This is a genomic window from Aestuariivivens sediminicola (assembly GCF_022662015.1).
In the GTDB taxonomy this organism is placed as follows: Bacteria; Bacteroidota; Bacteroidia; order Flavobacteriales; family Flavobacteriaceae; genus Aestuariivivens; species Aestuariivivens sediminicola.
Genome location: NZ_JAKMCM010000007.1, coordinates 48,014 through 72,211, shown reverse-complemented (window position 1 = coordinate 72,211; position 24,198 = coordinate 48,014). Strand labels below are relative to the sequence as shown.

General features: G+C 40.7%; 20 protein-coding genes. 12 read left to right on the top strand and 8 right to left on the bottom strand.

Features of this window, described 5'->3' with window-relative positions; translation table 11 throughout:
- Window positions 1–185: 185 nt before the first annotated feature.
- Window positions 186–1,421, bottom strand: a complete 1,236-nt coding sequence (locus tag MR041_RS14065) for an ABC transporter permease (protein ID WP_242094893.1) — start codon at window positions 1,419–1,421, stop codon at window positions 186–188.
- Between the two features lie 18 nt (window positions 1,422–1,439).
- Between MR041_RS14065 and MR041_RS14060 the strand changes: the two genes are divergently transcribed.
- Entirely contained in the window at window positions 1,440–2,708 is a 1,269-nt protein-coding gene (locus MR041_RS14060; RefSeq protein WP_242094892.1) for an exo-beta-N-acetylmuramidase NamZ family protein, read from the top strand.
- 3 nt (window positions 2,709–2,711) lie between these two features.
- Here the strand turns inward: MR041_RS14060 and MR041_RS14055 are convergent, their stop codons facing one another.
- Both MR041_RS14055 and MR041_RS14050 read right to left on the bottom strand, forming a co-directional pair.
- Window positions 2,712–3,554, bottom strand: a complete 843-nt coding sequence (locus MR041_RS14055) for a sterol desaturase family protein (protein WP_242094891.1) — start codon at window positions 3,552–3,554, stop codon at window positions 2,712–2,714.
- A gap of 27 nt (window positions 3,555–3,581) precedes the next feature.
- A complete protein-coding gene (locus tag MR041_RS14050) occupies window positions 3,582–4,073 on the bottom strand; it encodes a YkgJ family cysteine cluster protein (protein ID WP_242094890.1) in 492 nt (163 codons plus the stop codon).
- Between the two features lie 98 nt (window positions 4,074–4,171).
- Between MR041_RS14050 and MR041_RS14045 the strand changes: the two genes are divergently transcribed.
- Window positions 4,172–4,879: a class I SAM-dependent methyltransferase gene (locus MR041_RS14045; protein ID WP_242094889.1), complete on the top strand. Its 708-nt coding sequence runs from the start codon at window positions 4,172–4,174 to the stop codon at window positions 4,877–4,879.
- Window positions 4,880–5,026: 147 nt separating this feature from the next.
- Here the strand turns inward: MR041_RS14045 and MR041_RS14040 are convergent, their stop codons facing one another.
- Both MR041_RS14040 and MR041_RS14035 read right to left on the bottom strand, forming a co-directional pair.
- Window positions 5,027–6,763, bottom strand: a complete 1,737-nt coding sequence (locus MR041_RS14040; RefSeq protein WP_242094888.1) for a TonB-dependent receptor — start codon at window positions 6,761–6,763, stop codon at window positions 5,027–5,029.
- A 78-nt stretch (window positions 6,764–6,841) separates the two neighbouring features.
- Window positions 6,842–9,859, bottom strand: a complete 3,018-nt coding sequence (locus MR041_RS14035; RefSeq protein ID WP_242094887.1) for a tetratricopeptide repeat protein — start codon at window positions 9,857–9,859, stop codon at window positions 6,842–6,844.
- A gap of 199 nt (window positions 9,860–10,058) precedes the next feature.
- Here MR041_RS14035 and MR041_RS14030 point away from each other — a divergent pair, with 199 nt between their 5' ends.
- Window positions 10,059–10,742, top strand: a complete 684-nt coding sequence (locus tag MR041_RS14030) for a cell division ATP-binding protein FtsE (RefSeq protein ID WP_242094886.1) — start codon at window positions 10,059–10,061, stop codon at window positions 10,740–10,742.
- Here MR041_RS14030 and obgE read toward each other — a convergent pair.
- Together obgE and MR041_RS14020 are read right to left on the bottom strand one after the other, a co-directional pair.
- Entirely contained in the window at window positions 10,739–11,737 is a 999-nt protein-coding gene (obgE, locus tag MR041_RS14025; RefSeq protein WP_242094885.1) for a GTPase ObgE, read from the bottom strand. The two genes, MR041_RS14030 and obgE, sit on opposite strands and share 4 nt — an antisense overlap.
- Window positions 11,738–11,763: 26 nt before the next feature.
- Window positions 11,764–12,873 (bottom strand): adenylate kinase, encoded by a 1,110-nt coding sequence (locus MR041_RS14020; protein WP_242094884.1) that lies wholly within the window; start codon window positions 12,871–12,873, stop codon window positions 11,764–11,766.
- A gap of 137 nt (window positions 12,874–13,010) precedes the next feature.
- On the opposite strand from MR041_RS14020, the gene MR041_RS14015 reads away from it, so the two are divergent.
- The 5 genes from MR041_RS14015 (at window position 13,011) to MR041_RS13995 (ending at window position 17,802) form a co-directional block, all read left to right on the top strand.
- Entirely contained in the window at window positions 13,011–14,165 is a 1,155-nt protein-coding gene (locus MR041_RS14015; RefSeq protein ID WP_242094883.1) for a 5-(carboxyamino)imidazole ribonucleotide synthase, read from the top strand.
- A 108-nt stretch (window positions 14,166–14,273) separates the two neighbouring features.
- On the top strand, window positions 14,274–14,756 hold the full coding sequence (gene purE / locus MR041_RS14010) for a 5-(carboxyamino)imidazole ribonucleotide mutase (protein ID WP_242094882.1): 483 nt from the start codon (window positions 14,274–14,276) through the stop codon (window positions 14,754–14,756).
- A 138-nt stretch (window positions 14,757–14,894) separates the two neighbouring features.
- Window positions 14,895–16,934: a M3 family metallopeptidase gene (locus MR041_RS14005; protein WP_242094881.1), complete on the top strand. Its 2,040-nt coding sequence runs from the start codon at window positions 14,895–14,897 to the stop codon at window positions 16,932–16,934.
- A 53-nt stretch (window positions 16,935–16,987) separates the two neighbouring features.
- Complete coding sequence (locus tag MR041_RS14000; protein ID WP_242094880.1) at window positions 16,988–17,539, top strand: sigma-70 family RNA polymerase sigma factor; 552 nt, start codon at window positions 16,988–16,990, stop codon at window positions 17,537–17,539.
- A gap of 2 nt (window positions 17,540–17,541) precedes the next feature.
- On the top strand, window positions 17,542–17,802 hold the full coding sequence (locus MR041_RS13995; protein WP_242094879.1) for a glycine dehydrogenase: 261 nt from the start codon (window positions 17,542–17,544) through the stop codon (window positions 17,800–17,802).
- On the opposite strand, the gene MR041_RS13990 is transcribed toward MR041_RS13995, so the two are convergent.
- On the bottom strand, window positions 17,799–18,632 hold the full coding sequence (locus MR041_RS13990; RefSeq protein ID WP_242094878.1) for a UbiA prenyltransferase family protein: 834 nt from the start codon (window positions 18,630–18,632) through the stop codon (window positions 17,799–17,801). The two genes, MR041_RS13995 and MR041_RS13990, sit on opposite strands and share 4 nt — an antisense overlap.
- Window positions 18,633–18,754: 122 nt before the next feature.
- On the opposite strand from MR041_RS13990, the gene gcvP reads away from it, so the two are divergent.
- The 4 genes from gcvP to MR041_RS13970 all read left to right on the top strand — a co-directional run bounded on the left by gcvP (window position 18,755) and on the right by MR041_RS13970 (window position 24,142).
- Entirely contained in the window at window positions 18,755–21,607 is a 2,853-nt protein-coding gene (gene gcvP / locus MR041_RS13985; protein WP_242094877.1) for an aminomethyl-transferring glycine dehydrogenase, read from the top strand.
- A gap of 83 nt (window positions 21,608–21,690) precedes the next feature.
- Entirely contained in the window at window positions 21,691–22,749 is a 1,059-nt protein-coding gene (locus MR041_RS13980; RefSeq protein ID WP_242094876.1) for a 3-oxoacyl-ACP synthase III family protein, read from the top strand.
- A gap of 1 nt (window position 22,750) precedes the next feature.
- On the top strand, window positions 22,751–23,272 hold the full coding sequence (locus MR041_RS13975; protein ID WP_242094875.1) for a class I SAM-dependent methyltransferase: 522 nt from the start codon (window positions 22,751–22,753) through the stop codon (window positions 23,270–23,272).
- A gap of 27 nt (window positions 23,273–23,299) precedes the next feature.
- Window positions 23,300–24,142 (top strand): glycosyltransferase family 2 protein, encoded by an 843-nt coding sequence (locus tag MR041_RS13970; RefSeq protein WP_242094874.1) that lies wholly within the window; start codon window positions 23,300–23,302, stop codon window positions 24,140–24,142.
- Window positions 24,143–24,198 lie beyond the last annotated feature (56 nt).

Here is a 24,198-nt window from a genome sequence, read left to right as displayed (position 1 = left end):
CGAAGTCATTTGGTATTACTTAGATTATATTTGACAACGATCTGTCATTCCTGCGAAGGCAGGAATCCACAAGTAGTTCTAAAAAATAATTCCATGTTAATTAGTCATAACCCTCCGTCTCACGCCTATGGCGTAATCCACCTCCCATTCCTTAACGCCACCGATCCTCCTCCAGGTATACCGATTTACTCAAATCTTATAACCTTAACCGGTGAAATTTTTGTAATGACATAGGTTGGAATTAAGAGCATGACCAAACACATGATCATGGTACCCATGTTGAGCGCCAAAATATAACCCAAATTTATATATACGGGGGCTTCGGTAACATAGTAGACATTGGGATCCAGAGGAAACAGCTTAAAATACTTTTGCAAAAAAAGCAATCCCAGACCAAATAGATTTCCCCATAGCAGACCCAATACGATCAAATAGGAGGCGTTGTACAGAAATAGTTTTCTAATACTCCAATTACTGCTGCCCAAGGCCTTTAAAATACCTATCATTTGTGTACGCTCCAATATTAAAACCAAAAGCGCCGTAATCATATTGATCCCGGCAATAAGAATCATAATTCCTATAATACCGTAGATGTTGGCATCAAAAATCTTAATCCATTCGAAAATTGAATAGTACTTATCCGCTACAGTCTGGGTGTTCAGGTTCGAGGGTGTCTCCCTGTAAATTTCTATTCCCTTTTGTTCCAGTTCCCTATAATCATCAATGAACACCTCAAAATTACCAACCTGATGCTCCTCCCACCTATTGAGACGCTGTATATGCCGGATATCTCCAATGATATAAGTGGCATCAAAATCCTGGAATCCGGAGTTATATAATCCCACAATATGATAGGTTATGATACTTGGCGGTTTATTTAAATCGGTTTTGGCAAATACCATTTGAAAGCGGTCTCCCGGTTTAAACTTTAAACGATTTGCCAAATATTGTGAAATCAGGACCTCTTCATTTCGTTTGTCTGAATAATCGGGTAATTTTCCTGCTACCAAAAAGTCCCTGAAAAAACGCCAATCATAATCGGCACCAACACCCTTTAAAATCGCCCCTTCAAAATCGTCTTCTGTTCTTATCACGCCTAATTTAGTGGCCACGGCCTGAATATGGGTAATACCCTCTACGGCCTTAAATTCGGGGTAAAATTCCTGATCTCTGGAAATTGCAACGACACTTTCCTGAGAATTGTTGCTATCGTAATTGGCTATGGTAATATGTCCGTTAAAGGCCACTACTTTATCCCTTATTTTTTGTTGCAGTCCAATTCCCGTAGCTATAGCAATCATCATCACTACGATACCAATGGCAATAGCTGCGATACCAATTTTTATTATTGGTGCCGATATACTACTTTTATACACTTTACCGGCAATGATACGCCTGGCTATAAAATACTCGTAATTCAAATGACTACAACTTAAAATATGCTCAAAAATACAGTTTTATTCCCGATAATGATCGCGATTGTGATAACGATTTCCTGCGGTTCTAAAATGAAGAATAAAAAAGAGGAAAACCAAATGGCCCATGCGGATACGCCCGACAGTACCCTTGTTGTCGGAGCGAACCGAACCAAGGATTATTTACCGATGTTAGTGAATAAACGCATTGGAATTGTAGCCAATCAAACCTCTGTTATTTTCAAATCCATAGGATCTTCGACAAACAAAGACCCTGAGCGCTCAGATTTGGAACCGTATACCCATATCGTCGATTCACTATTGACCTTGAACCTGAATATTAAAAAAGTATTTGCACCGGAACATGGTTTTCGGGGGACTGCTGATGCAGGGGAGGCTGTGAAAGACGGCGTCGATGCCAGAACCAATTTACCCATCGTATCCCTGTATGGTAAAAATAGAAAACCAAAACCGGAGCAGTTGGAGGGATTGGATATTGTTATTTTTGACATACAAGATGTCGGCGTACGTTTTTATACCTATATTTCGACATTGCATTACGTTATGGAAGCCTGTGCTCAAGCCGACATTCCGGTATTGATCCTGGACAGACCCAATCCCAATGGACACTATATTGATGGCCCTTCACTTGATATAGAAAACAAAAGCTTCGTGGGTATGCACCCTATTCCCCTGGTACACGGCATGACCATCGGCGAATATGCACATATGATTAATGGTGAAAACTGGTTGGAAAATGGCATATCCTGTGATATAACCGTTGTTCCCGTCAAGAATTACACACATCAAACACCATACAGTTTACCCGTGAGGCCGTCGCCTAATCTACCCAATGATCAAGCCATAAAACTATACCCCAGTTTGGGGCTTTTTGAAGGCACAAATATCAACGCCGGACGCGGCACAGAGCACCAGTTTCAATGCTACGGTGCACCCTTTTTAGATCAGGCGGTTTTTTCATTTACCTATACCCCCATAGAAAATTTCGGCGCTAAGAACCCCAAACACAAAGAGATAAAGTGTTATGGTGAAGACCTAAGAGAAGAAAAACTATACGGTGAGATGACGGTAAAATGGCTTATAAAGGCCTATCAGAATGCCAGTGATACTTCGAAGGTGTTCAACAGGGCCAATTTTACACGACATGCCGGAACAGCTGAGCTACAGAAACAGATTGAGCGTGGGTGGTCTGAAACAGCTATCAGGGCGACCTGGAAAGAAGGCATTGAAGATTTTAAAAAGCAACGGGCGAAATATCTTATCTACCCTTAGGCGTCACTTATGCGTTTCAGGCTGTTGCGTTGGTTTCTGGTACTTCTGAAAGGGCTGAAGAAGTAATTGCCATATTTGACTATTTTGTTTTTCATCCGGAAATACATCAACGCCATAAACAATATCTCGGGTATCCAGTTTCATATAGGTGCCAAACAGGCGATCCCAAATTGAAAAAATATTACCATAATTGGAATCGGTGTACGGTAATCGGTAATGATGGTGTACCTTATGCATGTCCGGAGACACCAGTACATAGCTTAATAGCGTATCGAATCTCTTCGGCAATCTGATGTTTGCATGCGTAAACTGAGTAGCCACTACCGATAAGGATTGATAAAGCATCACCAAACCTATTGGAGTTCCAACAATAAAGACGCCGAACAAGGTGAAAAAAAACCGGATGACACTTTCTATCGGGTGATGCCTGTTGGCCGTAGTCGTATCGACCTTGTGATCGGTATGATGCACCAAATGCACCATCCAAAGTGGCTTGACCTTGTGCTCGATATAATGTGGTAAATAGGCTCCGAATAATTCCATGAACACCAAGCCCATCAGGATATACAACCAAAGCGGCATGTCAGGTAACCAATTAATAAGTCCAAAATCATTGGTCTCGACCCAATCTGCTGTTTGTAACAACATAAACGCCAGGGGTAAATTAACCAAAATTAAGGTTAGGTTAAAAAACAGGTTAGGCACCGCATGACGCCACTTATGATACTTGAATCTAAATAAAGGGATCATACCTTCTATCACCCAAAAAAAGGCGAGGCCACTAATAATTAGAATCACGCGATGGTGTGAAGGTATGGTTTCGAAATACTGTATTATAGCTTCCATAAAATTCCAGAGCTCGGGTAAATATAACTATTTTATTGCTTTCTTCATGGCCTCAACAATATTGAAGGCTGCAGGACAAATGGCGACATTTTTTAGTGTTAGATTCGAAATCTGATGAAATTTTTTTCGATCGGTATGCGGGAATTCACGGCATGCTTTTGGTCTGACATCGTATATGGAACAATAGTTATCTGCGCCTAAAAAACTACAGGGCACCGATTGCAAAACATAATCCTTGTCCTCATCGACCTTCAAATAGTGTTCAATAAATTGAAATGGTTTTAACTTTAAAAATTTTGCGATCCGTTCTATATCTTTATCCGTAAATAAGGGGCCAGTGGTTTTACAACAATTGGCGCACTCCAGGCAAGACGTTTTGTTGAATTCGGCATCATGCAGTTCCTGCATCATATAATCCAGGTTCCTGGGTGGTTTCATTTTGAGCCTTCTGAAGAATTTTTTGTTCTCGTTATGCTTATCTTTGGCTAACTTCGGAAGATTAAGAATATGGTCCTGCATAATGTAAAATTACTCAATATCAGCGATTCGATACAGGACGTTCCATTAAAACTTAAAAAATGTTTCAACGGTCATCAATATGAACTAATACTACAATTTTGAAAGATCTCTTTGGAAAAGCGTTAGTAGATTACCAAAACGGTAATTATGTAGAGGATATCATTACGTCCACAACTATTTCTGACGATGATATATTGCCACTTCCCTATTTGTTTCGGGATTTCAAGACCATGCCTTTGCTTGAACAGAAGGCATTGGAATTGGCCCATGGAAAAGTTTTAGATGTGGGCTGCGGTGCAGGAAGTCATAGCCTATGGTTACAGGACAAAGGTCTGAATGTAAAAGCTATCGATATCTCTCCCGGTGCCATAGAAGTGGCAAAACGTCGAGGTGTTGTTCATGCCGAAAAAAAGGATATTCTAAACGAAAAAGAGAGGTTTGATACGATATTACTGCTTATGAATGGAACGGGGATCTTTCAAAAAATGGACCGTCTCGAAAGGTATTTGCAGCATTTAAAGACCCTATTGAATGCAAAGGGGCAAATTTTAATAGACTCCTCAGACATCAGGTACATGTATGAGGATGACTGTGCGTCCGGTAGCTATTTTGAAGTGTTGAAAACACAGAGGACCTATTACGGTGAGCTCGATTATTATCTGTCCTATAAAGGTGAGTACGAACTCCCCATAAACTGGTTGTACCTCGATTTCGATACCTTAAAAGCAGCCTGCACCAATGTGGGCCTAACCTGTGAATTCATCTTAGAAGGAACGCATTTCGATTATCTGGCCCGGCTATTTTAATTGGCTGTATCCCTTCAGACCGACAGGCAGTTCATGCCATATCAAAGGCATGGCGGGGTATAACCATGACGTCCTGATCTTCTTCAGGCAGGCAACAGCAGTATTTAAGCTGATCCTGGGATTGAGTTCTAACCTTAATCTTTAACCTTAAAAGTCGAATTTAAAAGTGGCACCCGTCAGAAACTGAATGCTCTGCACCGGGTAAAACAGCCAACGCTGGTAGGCTGTATTCGATAAATTATTGGCCTTGGCAAATACCGCGATTTTATCATTAATGTTGTAGCCTAAATGCACATTGGCATCAAAATAACTGTCTAAGACAACAACCATGTCATTATAGCCCTCAATGGGATCTAAGCTACTCAACAAGGCTTTTCGTTCCCCGGAATAAAACAGATTAGCCCCTGCAAACCAATGCTCATTAATGCGATAATCCAGAAACAAGGACCCCTTAACATCCGGTAAATTCCAGGCCTCGGTTTCATTGTTTGTCCCGTAACTGAAATACTCAGCCTTTAGTCCAAGGGTGAAATTCCTGTTAACATCGACATTTAATTCTCCTGAAACACTAAAGGTATCCACATCATCATAAACGATCCCAAAAGAATTGCCGTATTGATAGTCCTCAGCATCCGTAAAATCCAAAAAGGTTGTATTATGCCTGTATAAAGCTTTATTCCTGTCAGCCCAGTAATGGCCACTAAGATTGTAGCTCATATTACTGGACAACTTCCCCTTTAAACCCAGGTAGGCATTATATTGCTGATCTGTCGGAACGATAAATAAAGTGGGGGAAACAAAGGGATTTTCGGTAGCAAAATCGTAATAGGAATGTTGTATAAGTCCCCCTTCAATTCCACCATATGCAATCAGAATCTCGTTGACGAGACGGTATGTGGCTGTTACTTTTGGATAGATGTAAAATTTGCTATCACCACTTTCCCTTTCATTTAAATAAAACAAAGCGGCTCCAAAATTAACTGTAAGGTCGTCTTGTTTCATTTCATACTGTGAGGCAACACCAATTTGAAAATTGCCATAATTGAGCTCTTGCTCAAGATCGTAGCTTCTATCGAATGTGCCACCTAAATAATCAAAGATCAAATCGGTGGATAGCTCCTCCCCATTTATCGGAATATCTATGGTCGTGTTGAATTTAAATCGATTCTCTCCCGACCCACGATTATCTCCGAACCGCCTGAAAAAGAAACTTCCTGAATTGATATAGGTGTCTTCAAAAGAGATATCCCCTCCAAAAAAGGCACTGTAGAAAGAATGATCAACTTGAATATCAGTCGCCTGTGCAGCATCTATGAAAGCGTCTTCTACCCCATACCAGTTATACGTGAGACGTTGGAATCCACCTTCAACGTTCCAGGCCATATCTCGCAATTGGGAGGCATAATTGACGTTAATTTTTGAATCGGAAAAATCATCTTCAAACCGGACACCCTCTATACCACCCTGAGACGAGTGATGACTTAAATACCCCCCTACACTTTCCGTTCTGCTTATGGCGTGATTCAAATACAATTCACCTAAAAATGTCGTGTAGGTGCCGGCCCCTAAGGTGGCATAATTATCATACAGCTTGGCTGGCTTTGCTTTTTCAACAACGGCAGCTTGTCCCTTGGCAGGGGTAAAGGTTGATGCCACCGGAATCGAAAAAATATTGTATTCAATGGACTTTTTGGTCTCGGTTACGGCATCTTCCAATGCCGGGGTTTCCTTGACTTTAAACGCATCCGATATGGATGGGGTGTAGGGTTTCACTACATCGATAACACCGGTATTCAAGGTGTCATTTTGCTTTCTTTGCGCCATTGATTCGTTTATACCGAAAACCAGGGCTAATAGGACGATATATGTTAAGTGCTTACGCATAGGTATTAATTATGATTGATGATTAAAACTTGTTATTCGATTATATAGTATCACTGAAAACTCCATTTGGGTGCAGCATCACTCTTCGGTCAGAATAGAGGCATTGGTTTTGGATTCCTCCTCTTTGATCCTGTTTAATTCCATTTGAGCCTCCTCTATGACATCACTGAATTCTTTAAAATTCGCAATAACACTTTCCAGGATGTACGTGGCTTGAAAGGCATCATTTAAAGCATAGAAGTTTTTGGCCATAAGCACTAAACCTTTAGCACTGAAATATTTGTATCCGGAATAGTCCTTCGCTAATTTTTGAACCGATTTGTTCGAGGCATCAAACAAAGCCTCCTTATGTTTGAAGTAGGCATTATAGTAGAGTGCCTCGGCTGCCATTTCACCTGTGGCGACCTCCTCTACCCTGGTATACGCCGATTTTGCTTTTACCTCATCTCCCGTCTTCACAGCAGACCTTGCAATGATGATATAGGCGTCACTCCTTATTTTATTATCCAATTTTGAATTGCCCAGTACCTTTTCGGCATAGGCAACAGCCGAATTGTAATTTTCCTGTTGATAATAAGCCTTCATCAAATTAGATTGTGAGAAAACCACATTCTGAGGAAAGTTGGCTTCCTGCTCTAATCGCAGCAATAGGGGCACAGCAGCTTTCCAGTTTTTATTTTCCAGGTGATACTGTGATAATCGCGTTAAGGCCTCTTCAGTAAATTCATTTTGAGTGGACTCTAACACATATTGATAATGTGGGGCAGCATTATCCTTGAGGTTCTCTTTAAAATACAGCTGTGCCAAATAAAAATGTGATTGTAAGGCGTGCAACCCATTGGGAAACTCGTTCAAATAACCGTTAAACTGCTTTATAGCTCTGTTTGTATTGTTATCGAGGTACTGTTTCTCCGCTGCCTCATAGGTTGCATGGTCCAGATCGGCATTGGTAACTTCAACATAATCCAGGGTCTTCACCCAGGCGGCATAATCATTCACCTGACCAATGTCTATATAAATCAACCTTGCTGTAGATACGGCTTGTTGGGCCTCCGGCGTATTTGGAAAGTCGTCAGCCACTTTTCTGAATTTAACCAAGGCTTGTTCATTTTGTCCGGCATTATAAAACACCAAGCCCTGACGTAACAATGTTTTAGGGACGAATGAGCTCATAGGGTATTCACTGTTTAAGCGGTCATATAGGGTATTAGCGCGTTCTGTCCGGCCCTCCTTGACATAAGAATTACCAAGTTCATACATGGCATCATCCCGAAGTTTCGAATCCGGATACCTCGTAATGAAGGATTCCAATTCATTAATTTTTTTTGAAGATTGGCCAAGATAACCGGCACTCAATGCTTTTTGAAAAAATGGATAGTCAGAATCAATCTCATTCAGTGCAATGGCTTGTTCATAGGCCGTTATGGCATTACCGTAATCACTGGATACAAAATAACCATCCCCTAATCTCAGGTAGGCATCATTAAGGCGGACTTTATCCTCCTTATGGTTCGCAATAAACGTCTTGAAATATTCGGTGGCCTGAGTATAGTTCTTTTGTTTAAAATAGGTATAGCCGATGTTGTAATCTATATTGTTCATTTCCGGCAATGCCATTTGTCCTGACTGCTGAAACTGCTTGAATCCGATCAAAGCCGCATCGTAATTGGTTAAATTAAAATCGGTTTCAGCTTTCCAAAATGTGGCTCTCGCCGTATAAACTGGATCTCGTGGTTCTTTTAATGAAGCATCAAATAATTGTGCAGATTCCAAATAGCGTCCTTCATTATAGAGTTCTAAACCCCTGTAAAATGCCACTTTCTGATAGGCGACCTTATGTTCGAAGCTGCGTTTACCCTCAAGTAAATTTAAAGCTTCCCTGTAGTTCTTTGAGGTGATATAGGAATCTATTAAAAGCGTTTCAATTTCATCCTTATAGTTTGTATTGGGGTATTTATCTAAATAAGACGACAGTACCTGTGGTGCCGGTTGATAAGGATTACCAATGTCATAGCTTAATTTGGCATAGTTCAACCATGCATCTTCCTGAATCTTTAGATCGAAATTCATTTCAGAAGCATTTTTAAAGGCATTCAATGCTTCCTGTTTTTTATCCAGATTGATATAACTCTCTCCTAAATGATAATAGGCATTTTGGGCAATGTAATCGTTTCCTCCTATAATCTTATTGAATTCCGATACCGCATGCTCATAATCCTCTTGCTTGTAATAGGCGTAGCCCAACTGATAAAAATCCGTGTTGTTCCATTTGCCCCGTTTACCCTTGTATGCCTTGAGAAAAGGTATAGCCTCCTCATATTGTTTTAAATTGAAATGGCTTTCGCCAATAATTTTAGACAATTCTGAAACTTCACTCTCATCGCCTTTATCCAACCGTTCCGTGGCCAGTTGAATGGCCTCTTCAAATTTTCCGAGTTTAAAGTTCAAATCTGCCTGATAATAGGACAGTTTTTCCTGGTAGCGTTCCTGGTCGCTGACTTGGTCAAAATACGTGTTTGCCTGTTCATAGTCATCATTTTCATAGGCCATAAAACCAATATAATATTTCGCCTGGGAACCGTACTTTTGTGAATTCTCAACCCGACTTAAATAGGTTCTGGCATCTTTGTAGCGCTTGGTTGAGAAGGACGCATAACCGTTATTGAAATTAAATTTTTCCTTTTCCGTTCGGCTGAGTGCCTCCTCGTCTACCTTGTCATACCATTTCTTGGCATAGGCATACTTAGAATTCTCGAAATAATAATCTCCCACATCAACATAAGCGGTATTGCGTTTCGTACTGGTTGGATAATCAGCTACAAAATCTTCAACCAGTCCATCGGCATTCTGCTGATTCAAACGAACGGCGCAATTGGCAATGTAATACGCACAGTCCGACTTTAGAATGTCCTCATCAGCAGACTTGCCCACCGTCCTAAACATGGATTGGGCCGCCAAATACTGTTGGTTGTTATAAAGGGAAAGTGCTTTCTGGTAATCCACCAGATTGTTGGTGTAGGCTGCAGATTGTTGAGCAAAAACCGGAACAGTAAGGCATAAGACCAACACAAGCAGTGAAACGTTTTTAAAAGTCATTAACGATTGGGTTTAAATTCAAGAATCAAAGATAATTTAATCTAAATCTTATAACGCAACAATCGTGCTATAATTATAAACGGTTTTATTAAATACGATGTCATTGTAATTGGGGATACAATTTAAAAGGAACACTTGTCGTATTATTTACCTGAAAACGTTTAACTTTAACCCTTTAAATTTTAACTTGTCCAAAACGATGCCCGACCCTATTCTCCAATTAAAAAACGCGTCAATATATCAAGGTGAAAGCCTGGTTTTATCTAATGTTAACGTTGAGATTAATAGAGGTGACTTTGTTTATCTGATCGGGAAGACCGGAACTGGAAAAAGTAGTTTTATGAAAACCCTCTATGGTGATTTACCTTTAAAAGAAGGTGAGGGACATATTGTGGATTACGATTTGAAGACCCTAAAAGAAAAAGACATCCCATTTTTAAGACGGAAATTGGGGGTTATATTCCAGGACTTTAAATTGTTAACCGACAGAACGGTTAACGACAATTTAGTGTTCGTACTCAAAGCCACGGGTTGGAAGGACAGCTCTGAAATGCAGACTCGTGTTGAGGAGGTATTGACTAAGGTGGATATGAAAACCAAAGGCTTTAAATTCCCACATGAGTTATCCGGTGGCGAACAGCAACGTATTGCTATAGCCAGAGCTTTATTGAATAATCCAGAGCTTATTTTAGCCGATGAACCCACAGGCAATTTAGACCCACAGACAAGTGTAGAAGTTATGGAAGTCCTTCAGGATATTAACAAAAATGGGAATACCATTCTTATGGCCACGCACGATTATGCGCTGCTTCTGAAATATCCGAGTAAGACCTTGAAGTGTGACGAGAATGAAGTTTATGAGGTGGTGCAAAGAAAAGCCTAGGAATTCAATATCTTCCAGAGCATATCTTTTAATTCCTGAAGCCCTTGTTGCGCTACTGATGATATAAACAAATAAGGAATAGGAAGTTCATGATCCAGTTCCGCTTTTAATTCGGCCTTTAACTCATCATCTAACATATCGGATTTTGAAATGGCAATGATGCGTTCCTTATCTAAAAGTTCCGGATTGTAACGTCGCAACTCATCGAGTAAAATATCATATTGATTTTTAATATCACTGGCATCGGCAGGTATTAAAAACAACAACACCGAATTGCGTTCAATATGTCTCAGGAAATAATACCCCAGGCCTTTACCTTCTGCGGCGCCCTCAATGATTCCCGGAATATCGGCCATTACAAAGCTCTGAAAATCACGATAGGCCACAATACCCAGATTGGGCTTAAGCGTTGTAAACTCGTAATCTGCGATTTTTGGCTTTGCTGAGGTCAATACCGACAACAGGGTGGATTTCCCGGCATTCGGAAATCCTACAAGACCAACATCGGCGAGCACTTTTAGTTCTAAGGTGATATATTTTTCTTCGAGGGGTAAACCGGGTTGGGCATATCGCGGCGTCTGGTTCGTGGCTGACTTAAAATGCCAATTCCCCAGCCCCCCTTTACCGCCGGTGGCAATGATTTTCTCATCACCATGTTCGGTAATTTCAAAAATAACGGCATTGGTTTCGGAGTCGCGCACAACCGTTCCTAATGGCACATCGATATAGGCGTCCTCTCCATCGGCCCCGGTGCTTCTGCTGCTTCCACCATGACCACCGTGTCCCGCACGTACATGTTTTTTAAACTTTAAATGGAATAATGTCCACAGGTTGGCATTACCTCTGATAATAACGTGCCCGCCACGACCACCATCACCACCATCCGGACCCCCTTTTGCAATATATTTTTCGCGGTGTAAATGTGCAGAACCCTTGCCTCCATTTCCGGAAGCAACGTACATTTTTACATAATCTACAAAATTACCCTCTGTCATTAGGTTTCAGATCAATCCGGTTCAAGCTACAGTGCATCAATGATCGCACTCAATCGACCCGTAATGTCTTCGATGCTACCCACGCCATCTACACCATAATATTTATCCTGTGCGGTGTAGTAGTCCTTTAAAATAGCCGTTTTATTGTAGTATTCTGTGATTCTATTCCTTATAATGGACGCATCGGCATCATCCGGTCTTCCACTGGTTTTTCCCCGTTTCAATAAGCGCTCGACTAAAATCTCGTCATCCACTTCCAGGGCTATCATGGCATTGATCTGGGAATCTTTACTGTCCATCAATTCATCTAAAGCTTTTGCCTGAGCATTGGTTCGAGGAAAACCGTCGAAAATAAATCCATTGGCATCCGCATTCTTTTCAACTTCCGCATTAAGCATATCGATGGTGACCTGATCCGGCACTAAGGCGCCTTTATCCATATAGGATTTTGCCAGCATACCCAAAGCCGTTTCATTCTTAATATTATATCTGAACACATCACCGGTAGAAATGTGTACAAGATTATATTTTTCTTTTAAAAATTCAGCCTGGGTTCCTTTTCCTGCACCCGGAGGACCAAAAAGCACTAGGTTCGTCATATGCTGTGTTTCCTTAATTTGATATACTTCAGGTAAATGTCTTCCCAAACCATCGTAGTCCAATCCGAAACCAACAATGAATTTATTGGGTATCTCAATACCTATATAATGGAGTTTAAAATCTTTTTTATAGGCTTCCGGTTTGTAAAAAAGAGTGGCTATTTTTAGCGTCTTTACCTTTTCGTTCTTAAAAATTCGGTGTACCTCAGCCAGGGTGTTGCCGGAATCGATAATATCTTCCAGGATAATCACTGTTCGCCCCGTCAGATCCTGGGTCAACCCTATTAAACGTTCAATATCTTCTGTGGACTTTACGCCCTCATAAGAGGCCAATTTAATAAATGTGACCTCGCATTGCTTGGGATACTTTTTCACAAAATCGCTCACTACCATAAACGACCCATTCAAAATCCCTACAAATACAGGGATTTCATCACCTACATCACGGGCAATTTCAGAGGCCATTTGACCTAATGCCTGATCAATCTGTTGCGCCGAAATAAATGGTTTAAAGTATTTGTCGTGAAGCTTTATCAAGGTCTTATCTGCTTAAAAAAGCAAAGATAGTAAATGATTTAAGATTTGCGATTTTTGAATAGGGATTTACAAAGTAATTTCATATTAAAATGTATTTTTGCCTAATCGTAATTAAGTTATTGGACTAAACACATATAATGAATTACTTCTCGTCAGATTTCAAACTCGGTATTTTAGGTGGTGGTCAATTGGGTAAAATGCTACTCTACTGTACCCGAAAATTTGATATCTACACCTGTGTTTTAGAGGCCAGTGAGGACGCTCCCTGTCATATCGCATGTAATGAGTTTCACATAGGGGATCTAATGAACTACGATGCCGTTTATAATTTCGGGAAACGCGTTGATGTATTGACCTTTGAAATAGAAAATGTAAATGTGGATGCCCTGGAGGATCTGGAAAAAGAAGGCGTTAAGGTATACCCCTCTTCGAAAACCTTGCGAATCATTCAGAATAAAGCGAAACAGAAATTATTTTATGTCGATAATCAATTACCGACTGCCTCGTTTACACGTTTTGCATACACCTCCGAAATTAAAGAGGCCATAAATCATGGCGGTTTGTCCCTGCCTTTTGTATGGAAATCGGCACGATTTGGATATGATGGCCAGGGGGTTAAAATTGTAAAACACTTAGACGACCTGCAAGGATTACCTAACGTTGAATGCATCGCTGAAACTTTGATTCCTTTTAAAAATGAATTGGCGGTTATTGTAGCCAGAAATGCTAAAGGCGAATCGAAGAGTTATCCGGTTGTAGAAATGGAGTTTCACCCGGAAGCAAATCAGGTTGAATACGTGATTTGCCCGGCACGAATTTCTGATAGCGTCGCACAAAAGGCCATAGCGGTGGCCCTAAGAACATCGGAAGCGTTCAAGCATGTCGGTCTGCTGGCTGTGGAAATGTTTCAAACTGAAAACGATGAGATTTTAATCAATGAAGTAGCTCCCAGACCTCATAATTCAGGACATCAAACCATAGAAGCGAGTTACACATCGCAATTTGAACAACATTTGAGAGCCATATTGGATTTACCGCTTGGGAGAACCGATAGCAAAGTGAGCGGCGTTATGGTGAATTTGGTAGGTGCCGAAGGTTACACAGGTAATGTGGTTTATAAAAACATTGAAAACATCATGCAAATGGATGGTGTGACCCCTCATGTATATGGCAAAAGACAAACACGCCCCTTCAGAAAAATGGGACATGTTACGATTGTCGATGAAGACGTTAACAGGGCGAGACAGATAGCAGAGGAGGTTAAAAAATCGATTGAAGTAATAAGTGAATAAAGCGCCCTCAAACTGCCAATGGGCAGATAGGCGTAGTGAATATAGGGGGTAACAAGTAGATTTAATTTTAATTCAGGTCTGGACTACGCTCGACCGCTAAACTATATTATGAGTAAAGTAGGTATTATAATGGGGAGTATAAGCGATCTGCCCGTTATGCAAGATGCTGTAGACATCTTGAAAGGATTTGATATCGAAGTGGAAGTGGATATTGTTTCAGCACACCGTACCCCGGAAAAATTATTCGATTACGGTAAACATGCCCATACCAGGGGGTTTGCCGTTATTATAGCAGGTGCGGGTGGCGCAGCCCATTTACCGGGAATGATAGCTTCTTTATCACCGCTTCCTGTTATTGGCGTTCCCGTTAAAAGCAGTAACTCCATTGACGGCTGGGACTCGGTACTGTCTATCTTACAGATGCCCGGAGGTGTTCCTGTGGCAACGGTGGCATTGAACGGTGCTAAAAATGCCGGTATACTTGCAGCCCAGATTATTGGGGCGCACGACAGTTGCGTGCGCGATAAAATCATCGCCTACAAAGAAGGTCTTAAAATTAAAGTTCAGAAATCATCAAAAGACTTAAAATAAAAAAACCTCAGGTTTCCCCGAGGTTTCTAATTATTAACAATAATGAATTTGAGTTAGTCACTCTTTAATTACGGACGCAAATATATAAAAACTTTATTATGCACGCATAGTAAAGAAAAAATTTAACATATTTAACTTATGGCGCGTAATATCCTAAATCAAAAATTCAAAACGCCTTACAACACCGCCCCATTTTCAAAAATAAAGGATACGCATTTCATGCCTGCCTTTAAAGCAGCCATAGCGAGTGCTAAAATGGAGATTGATACTATTGTTGACACTACAGAGTCCCCAACATTTGAAAATACCATCGAAGCTCTGGAATTTTCAGGTGAACAATTGGATCGGATATCAAGTTTGTTTTTTAATTTGAATTCCGCCGAAACTAACGATAGCATTCAAAAGATTGCCCAGAAGGTTTCTCCCTTATTAGCAGAATTCAGTAACGATATTACCCTAAACGAGGCCCTTTTTAAAAGAATTAAAGCCGTTTATGACTGCAAATCCGATTTAAACCTGAATACCGAGCAACAGACCTTACTTGAAAAAAAGTACAAGAGCTTTGCGAGAAATGGCGCTAACCTCCCTGAAGATAAAAAATCGAAGCTCAGGGAAATAGATAAAAAATTAAGTCAGTTAAAGCTGAAATTTGGTGAAAATGTTTTAGCTGAAACCAATAACTTTGAAATGCATTTGACTCAAGAAGATGAGGTGTCGGGATTGCCTGATGGTGCTAAAGAAGCTGCAAAACAACTGGCAGAATCAAAACACAAGGATGGTTGGCTCTTTACTTTGCACTATCCAAGTTATATTCCTTTTGTGACCTATGCCGATAACAGACAATTGCGAAAGGAATTAACCCTGGCGGCAGGGAGTAAGGGCTTTCACGGCAACGCGCTCGACAATCAACACATCCTTCTCGATATTGCAAAATTGAGACATGAGCGCGCCGCTCTTTTAGGATACCAAACACATGCGCATTTCGTATTGGAAGAGCGCATGGCAGAAAGCCCGGAAAAGGTCAGCAGCTTTATAAATGATCTGTTGTTAAAGGCAAAGCCAGCTGCGGAAAGGGAATTTAAAAACTTAGAGAACTTTGCAAAGCAGTTAGACGGTATCGACCGGCTCGAAAAATGGGATGGTGCTTATTATTCTGAAAAGCTCAAACAAAAATTATTTAGTATCGATGATGAGCAGCTGAAACCGTATTTCAAATTGGAAAACGTTATCGACGGCGCCTTTGCAATTACCAATAAATTATTCGATCTGGAATTTGAGCGCATTGATAACATTGACACCTACCACGAGGATGTACTCACCTATCGCGTCAGCAACTCCAAGGGCGACTTCATATCCATTTTGTATGCGGATTTTTTTCCTAGACCCGGAAAACGCAACGGCGCCTGGATGACCTCCTATAAACCTCAGTACATTAAAAATGGCGAGAATAGCCGGCCGCACATCTCTATTGTATGTAACTTTACCAAACCCACGCGCACCAAACCTTCACTCTTAACTTTTAATGAAGTAACCACATTATTTCATGAATTCGGACATGCCTTGCACGGCATGCTGGCCAACACCACCTATCCGAGTTTATCCGGAACAAGTGTCTATTGGGATTTTGTCGAGTTACCCAGTCAGATAATGGAGAATTGGTGTTATGAAAAAGAGGCATTGGAATTATTTGCAAAGCATTACGAGACGCAAGAGAATATCCCCATGGATTTGGTGGATAAAATAAAGGAATCAGCGACCTTTCATCAGGGCATGCAAACCTTGCGTCAGTTGCGATTTGGACTCCTGGATATGAGTTGGCATGCAAAAGATCCATCACAGATCAACAATGTGAAAGCACATGAGGATATGGTGTTCAGCGCTACAGACTTATATCCAAGAACCGAATCTACTTGCATGAGCACATCGTTTTCTCATATCTTTCAGGGCGGTTATTCTTCAGGTTATTACAGTTATAAATGGGCAGAGGTTCTCGATGCAGATGCCTTTGAATATTTTAAAGAAAAAGGCATTTTCAATCCAATCGTAGCTACTAAGTTCAAGGATTATATCCTGTCCAAAGGAGGAACAGAAAAGCCAATGCTGCTTTACAAGAGATTTAGAGGTCAGGAACCAAAACCGGATGCACTGCTCAGGAGAGCAGGCTTAATTGAAAAGTAATTATTCGTTTTTTTATTCTATTTTTGATATTCAAAAAAAAGGCAGAATAAGAAATGTCCAAAAACAAACTCAACCCTGATAAGTGGATCGATTTATATGCGGATTACTTATACAATTACACTATTTCAAGGGTGAGTGATAATGATATGGCCCAGGATCTGGTTCAGGACACATTTTTGGCTGCATTGAAATCCATGTCTAATTTTAAGGGCGAAGCAAGTGAACGCACTTGGCTAATTTCAATTTTAAAACGTAAAATTATTGATTACTATCGCAAAATTAACTCAAACAAGGGCAAGGCAGAGGTGAGAATGAATTATCAGGATTCAGAACATGAGGGGGATTGGTTGGAAGAACGTGTGGCGGATCCATTCGATAAAAATGCTGAGGATAAATTGCAGAATTCGGAACTCGGTGATGCCATATTTGAATGTTTGAGCAAACTGCCTCCAAAGCAAGCCGAGGTTTTCAAAATGAAAACCATACAGGGTTATGAAACCGAGGTGATTTGTAATGAACTCAATATAACCCCGTCTAACCTATGGGTGATTATTCACAGAGCACGTACTGCCATGTCTGGATGTTTAAAAGAAAATTGGTTTTAATTATGGGTAAGTTTAAAATATTCATTCCGTGCGAAGAGGCAAATCATGTCTGTGATAAAACACAGTATAAGAATGCGACCTTGTTAGAAAAGATAAAACTGAACCTGCACTTATTGTACTGTAGGGCCTGCCGTGAATACACGAAAAACAACACAAAACTTACAAAGACCATAGCAAAATCGAATATTGAATTCCTGGATAAGTCTGACAAGGAAAAACTAAAAGATAATTTTGAAAAGGCACTGAAAGAACAGCTGCATTAAGGCCTGAAAAGGAGCATGACCAGCCAAAAAATGGGCAGTCCTTCTACCCAGAATGCACTGTAATATTTCCCCTGATTGACTTTGGCAAAAATTAAACAGGCTAAGGTCATTACAGATATGACGAAGACCACAAGAGTTTCATAGGAAAATAGTGCCCTGTTCAAGAACTCCAAAAGAAAAAATACCGCTAGAAGAATACCCCCTAAAATCTTTGTGCCCTTCACCCCTATACTTTGAGGCAGTGTGGACAGCTTTAAACTGTCATATCGTAAATCCCTGATTTCAAACGGCAACATTAATACAACAACGAACAAAAATCGTTGACATCCGTAGACAAATACATCGGCATCCAAGTTAATATTAAGCTGAATTAAAGGCAGGATCACCGTAACGGCCGTCCAAACCAGTGCAATGATATAAATTTTTAGACCGGCTACACTTCTTAAATTAGGCCGTATGTCATAGATAAAACGTTTGGGCACAACAGGAATGGCATACAAAAAGGTGATTAGGGCCAGTACTCCGGTAAAATAAAGCGTGAGATTGCGCAATTTAGTGGCGTAAAAAAACATTAAAATGAAACACAAAAATGAAAACCCCTGAATGGACTTTAGCCAATTGGCAAGACTTCTGTGATGAAATTTTGCCAGACCATAAAACTTAACAAAATTATATCCGGTTATGGTTGCGAAAAAAACAAACATCAGGAAGTTAAAACCGACATGGACGTTGTAATTCAGTCCCGTCATATAAGTCAATGAAATAACCGATAAAGCAACATGTAAACTACTGTTAATATAAAAATCCAAAAGCGATTTCAATAACTTCATAAAACAAAAATAACCAATGTGTTAATAACGGTTTTAATTGGTTAAAAACTTTATTTAATCAGCAATAAAAAACCTGAATTATTACGTATTTTTGCCAACTGTATAACAAAATCACCTTTTTAATGAATACTAATGCTTTTGCCCTGCGTCATATAGGTCCGAATGAAAAGGATCAGGCTGAGATGTTAGACTATTTAGGCTTGAATTCTTTGGATGAACTTATACTTGAAACCATACCGGATGATATTCGATTAAAAAGGGAATTGCGTTTGGATGATCCCATGACCGAACATGAATATCTATTGCATATACATGATCTTTCTAAGGAAAATAAAGCCAGAAAAACCTACATTGGCCTGGGTTATCATCCCACAGTATTACCGGCCGTCATTCAGCGCAACATTTTAGAAAATCCCGGATGGTATACGGCATACACGCCATATCAGGCCGAAATTGCCCAGGGCCGACTGGAAGCCTTGTTGAACTTCCAGACTATGATTATTGAATTGACAGGAATGGAAATAGCGAATGCCTCCTTACTTGATGAGAGTACAGCAGCCGCGGAGGCCATGAGCCTGTTATTTTCGGTTCGCGACCGCGCTCAAAAGAAAGCCGGTGTAAATAAATTTTTTGTTTCCGAGTCGGTATTGCCTCAGACGCTATCTTTATTACAGACCAGAGCAACACCTATTGGCATAGAATTAGTAATCGGGAATGAAGACAACTTCAATTTTTCCGATGCCTTTTTTGGTGCGCTGCTGCAATATCCCGGTAAAAATGGACAGATCCCCAATATCGGTTCGTTTATACAAAATGCCAACCAGGCGAACATCAAAGTGGCTGTTGCAGCTGATATCTTAAGTTTGGTGAAACTTGAAGCACCGGGTAAATTTGGTGCGGATGTAGTTATTGGGACAACACAGCGGTTTGGTATACCCATGGGTTATGGTGGACCACATGCGGCTTATTTTGCAACAAAAGAAATATATAAACGCGATATTCCGGGACGTATTATTGGAGTCACCAAAGATGCCAATGGAAACCGCGCTTTGCGGATGGCCCTGCAAACACGGGAACAGCATATAAAACGGGATAAAGCGACATCGAATATTTGTACGGCACAGGTTTTATTGGCTGTTATGGCGGGAATGTACGCAGTTTACCACGGACCAAAAGGTTTGCAGTTTATTGCCGGTAAAATTCACAACAAGGCCAGTAAACTGGCGCAGATATTGGAGACTTTGGGCTACCAACAGGTGAACACCTCTTATTTTGATACTCTTCAGCTAAAAACGAATGCAAAAGCCATAAAAAAGGTAGCAAAAGCAAAAAAGGTCAATCTTCATTATCCGGATAGTAACACCGTGACCATTTCCATTAATGAAACCACTTCAATTCGGGATATCAACTACCTGATTTCTGTTTTTGCAGAAGCTGCCAATAAAGCGACCATAATAATTGATTCGGTTAACCAGGCGTCTAATATCGATAGCTCAGTTAAAAGGGTCTCTTCTTTCTTAACAGATCCGGTTTTTAACAGTTACCATTCCGAAACCGAATTAATGCGCTATATCAAAACCTTGGAGCGTAAGGATTTGTCCCTGAACCATTCAATGATTTCTTTGGGATCCTGCACCATGAAGCTCAATGCAGCTTCGGAAATGCTCCCCTTAAGTTGGTTTAAATGGGGTAATATTCATCCTTTCGCCCCGCTTAACCAGGCAAAAGGCTATACAGCTGTTTTAAATGCATTGGAAGATCAGCTTACTGAAATCACCGGATTTGCAGCAACATCCCTGCAACCGAATTCCGGAGCCCAGGGTGAGTTCGCCGGTTTGATGGTTATTAGAGCATACCATGAATCACGGGGTGACTTTAACCGCAATATCTGTTTAATTCCCTCCTCGGCACATGGAACCAATCCTGCCAGTGCTGTAATGGCAGGTATGAAGGTAGTGGTGACAAAATCGACTGAAGAAGGAAATATTGATATCGAGGATTTACGGGACAAAGCCGAATTGCATAAAGACCATTTAGCGGCACTCATGGTGACGTATCCGTCAACCCATGGGGTTTATGAATCTGCCATAAAAGAAATCACCAAAATAATCCATGATAATGGCGGTCAGGTATACATGGATGGCGCCAATATGAATGCTCAGGTAGGTTTAACCAATCCCGGGCATATTGGAGCGGATGTTTGCCATTTAAACCTCCACAAGACATTTGCCATTCCGCATGGTGGCGGTGGTCCGGGAGTGGGGCCCATATGTGTTGCTGAACAACTGGTGCCGTTTCTGCCCGGTAATCCTGTGAAAAAAGTTGGAGGAGATAAGGCAATTACGGCCATATCGGCTGCACCATACGGTTCGGCATTGGCCTGTTTGATTTCTTATGGGTATATTAAAATGCTCGGTGCCGAAGGTTTAACACAGGCCACAAAGGTTGCCATTTTAAATGCCAATTACATGAAAAAACGCCTGGAAGGCAGTTTTGACACCCTGTATTCCGGCGAACGTGGTAGGGCCGCGCACGAAATGATTGTAGATTGTCGTCCTTTTAAAGCGAAAGGTATTGAAGTTTCAGATATTGCCAAACGTCTGATGGACTACGGATTTCATGCGCCAACCGTATCTTTTCCGGTAGCGGGCACCTTAATGATTGAACCTACAGAAAGTGAAAGCAAAGCTGAAATCGACAGGTTTTGTGATGCGCTGATTTCAATTAAAAAAGAAATTGATGCGCTTTCGGAGACGGACACCAACAATGTGTTAAAAAATGCGCCACATACCCTGGACATGGTGACTTCAGATGAATGGCTGTTTCCTTATTCCAGAGAAAAGGCTGCGTTCCCATTGGATTATGTAAAGGAGAATAAATTCTGGCCAAGTGTAAGGCGTGTCGATGATGCTTATGGAGACCGGAATTTAATCTGCACCTGCACACCTGTTGAAGACTTTATAGAAGCCGAATAAAGTCGCTGAACATCGTAAAGTCATCCAGTATAAAATTGATATAAAAATTAAACAAAGTATATTCGCGTATTAAGTTTAAATTTATGAATATTAAAATAACCGGAACAGGAAGCTACATACCGGACGATATTGAAAAAAATGAAAATTTCCATGAGCATGAATTTCTGAACACCGACGGATCCAGCATTAATGATCCAAATGAAGTTATCGTAGAGAAATTTATGTCGATAACCGGTATTTCTGAAAGACGCTATACCAAACCACACTTAAATGCTTCCGACCTTGGCTTCTTTGCAGCGGAAAAAGCTATTGAAGATGCGAAAATTGATCGTGAAACATTAGATTATATCATCGTAGCACATAATTTCGGCGATGTAAAATACAACACCATTCAAAGTGACATCTTACCCTCCTTAGCTTCGAGGGTAAAACACAGTTTACGCATTAAAAATCCGAAATGCGTGGCCTACGACATTCTATTTGGTTGTCCGGGTTGGGTTGAGGGCGTCATACAGGCCAAAGCATTTATCCAGGCCGGAATGGCAAAACGCTGTTTGGTTATCGGAACCGAAACCCTCTCCAGGGTTATAGATAAGCACGATAGGGATTCTATGATATTCTCTGACGGAGCAGGTGCTACGATCATTGAAGCGACCTCTGACGAAGGTGGTATTTTAGCACATGAGTCGGCCAGTTTTACCTATGATGAGGCCTACTATTTATTTTTTGGGAATTCTAACAACCAGGAGTTATGTCGGGATACGAGGTACATCAAAATGGATGGTCGAAAAATATATGAATTCGCCCTTAGCAACGTGCCCAAGGCCATGAAGACCTGTCTTGACAACAGCGGTGTACCAATTCAAGCAGTTAAGAAAATATTCATCCATCAGGCCAATGAAAAAATGGACGAAGCCATCTTAAAGCGATTTTACAGACTGTACAAAGCAGAAATCCCGGAATATGTTATGCCCATGAGTATTCAGAAGTTAGGTAATAGTTCTGTGGCAACGGTACCCACGCTTTTCGATATGGTGAAAAACAATGAACTTGAAAACCACAGTCTGGCCAAAGGCGATGTGGTCATATTTGCAAGCGTGGGCGCAGGAATGCATATTAATGCAATTGTTTACAAATGCTGATATGTACGAGCATACGTATCCAAATAAGCGCTTCAAAATTACATTTCAATTTTTAGAAAAATACGTTTCTAAATCAGAAAAGATTTTAGATCTGGGTGTTGAGAATCCGTTTTCAGACCTTATGATTGCCAATGGATATAAGGTCGAAAACACCAAAGGTGAAGACTTAGATTTAGATACCTCAACCATAAGCCAATCTGATGCAGATGTAGTGACCGCCTTTGAAATTTTTGAGCATCTCATTTCTCCATTTACTGTTTTAAGATCTATAAAGGCCAATAAGCTCGTGGCGAGCGTTCCATTGCGACTATGGTTTTCCTCAGCCTACAGAAGTAAAACAGATTTATGGGACAGGCATTACCATGAATTCGAGGACTGGCAATTCGATTGGTTACTGGAAAAATCGGGATGGAAGATCCTGGAACGAAAAAAATGGGCGCATCCCACAAAAAAAATGGGCATTCGTCCAATTTTAAGATGGTTCACTCCAAGATATTACCTGGTATATGCCGAACGCGCTTAATAACCATACAAGTTAAACTGTTAATTCTTGAATTTCTACATTGTCATACCCGCTCATAATGAAGCCAGCTATATCGGTTTAACTTTGGATTCCCTGGTTAATCAAACACTCTTACCGGAGGCAGTGGTTGTTGTCAATGATAATTCAACAGATCAAACTCAGGATATTGTAGAAGCCTATGGGGAAAAACATTCGTGGATCACGCTTATCAATGTGGCATCCTCCAATGCCCATTTACCGGGTTCTAAAATTATCAATGCCTTTTATAAGGGTTATCACAGCTTAGATGAAGATTTCGATGTGATCTGTAAGTTCGATGCCGACTTGATATTTCCGAATAACTACCTGGAGCAACTGTCACGTCATTTTATAGCGAATCCTACAGTGGGTATGGTCTCCGGATTTTGTTACATCGAGAGAAACGGACAATGGGTATTGGAGGACCTCACCCGAAAGGATCACATCCGAGGGGCCTTAAAAGCCTACCGCAAAGCCTGTTTTATGGAAATCGGTAAATTAATGCCGTCTATGGGCTGGGACACCGTGGACGAGTTACTTGCAAAATTTTACGGTTGGGACATTTTAACGGATGCCTCCTTAAAAGTGAAACATTTAAAACCAACCGGAATGCGCTACACCAAAGCTTCAAAATATTTGCAGGGAGAAGCCTTATATAAAATGCGCTATGGCTTCTTCCTAACATTCCTATCCGCATTGAAATTAGCTTATAAGAAAAAGGGGCTCCAATTGTTTCGGGACTATATGACCGGCTATTTCAGAGCAAAAAGAGAACAACAGGACTACCTGGTGACAAAAGAGCAAGGCCGGTTTATCAGACAACTCCGATGGAAAGGAATTCTAAAAAGATAGGGGTACACAAAAAACATGAGCCTTTTCGTGAGGTAATGCTGTTATATTAAGCTAAG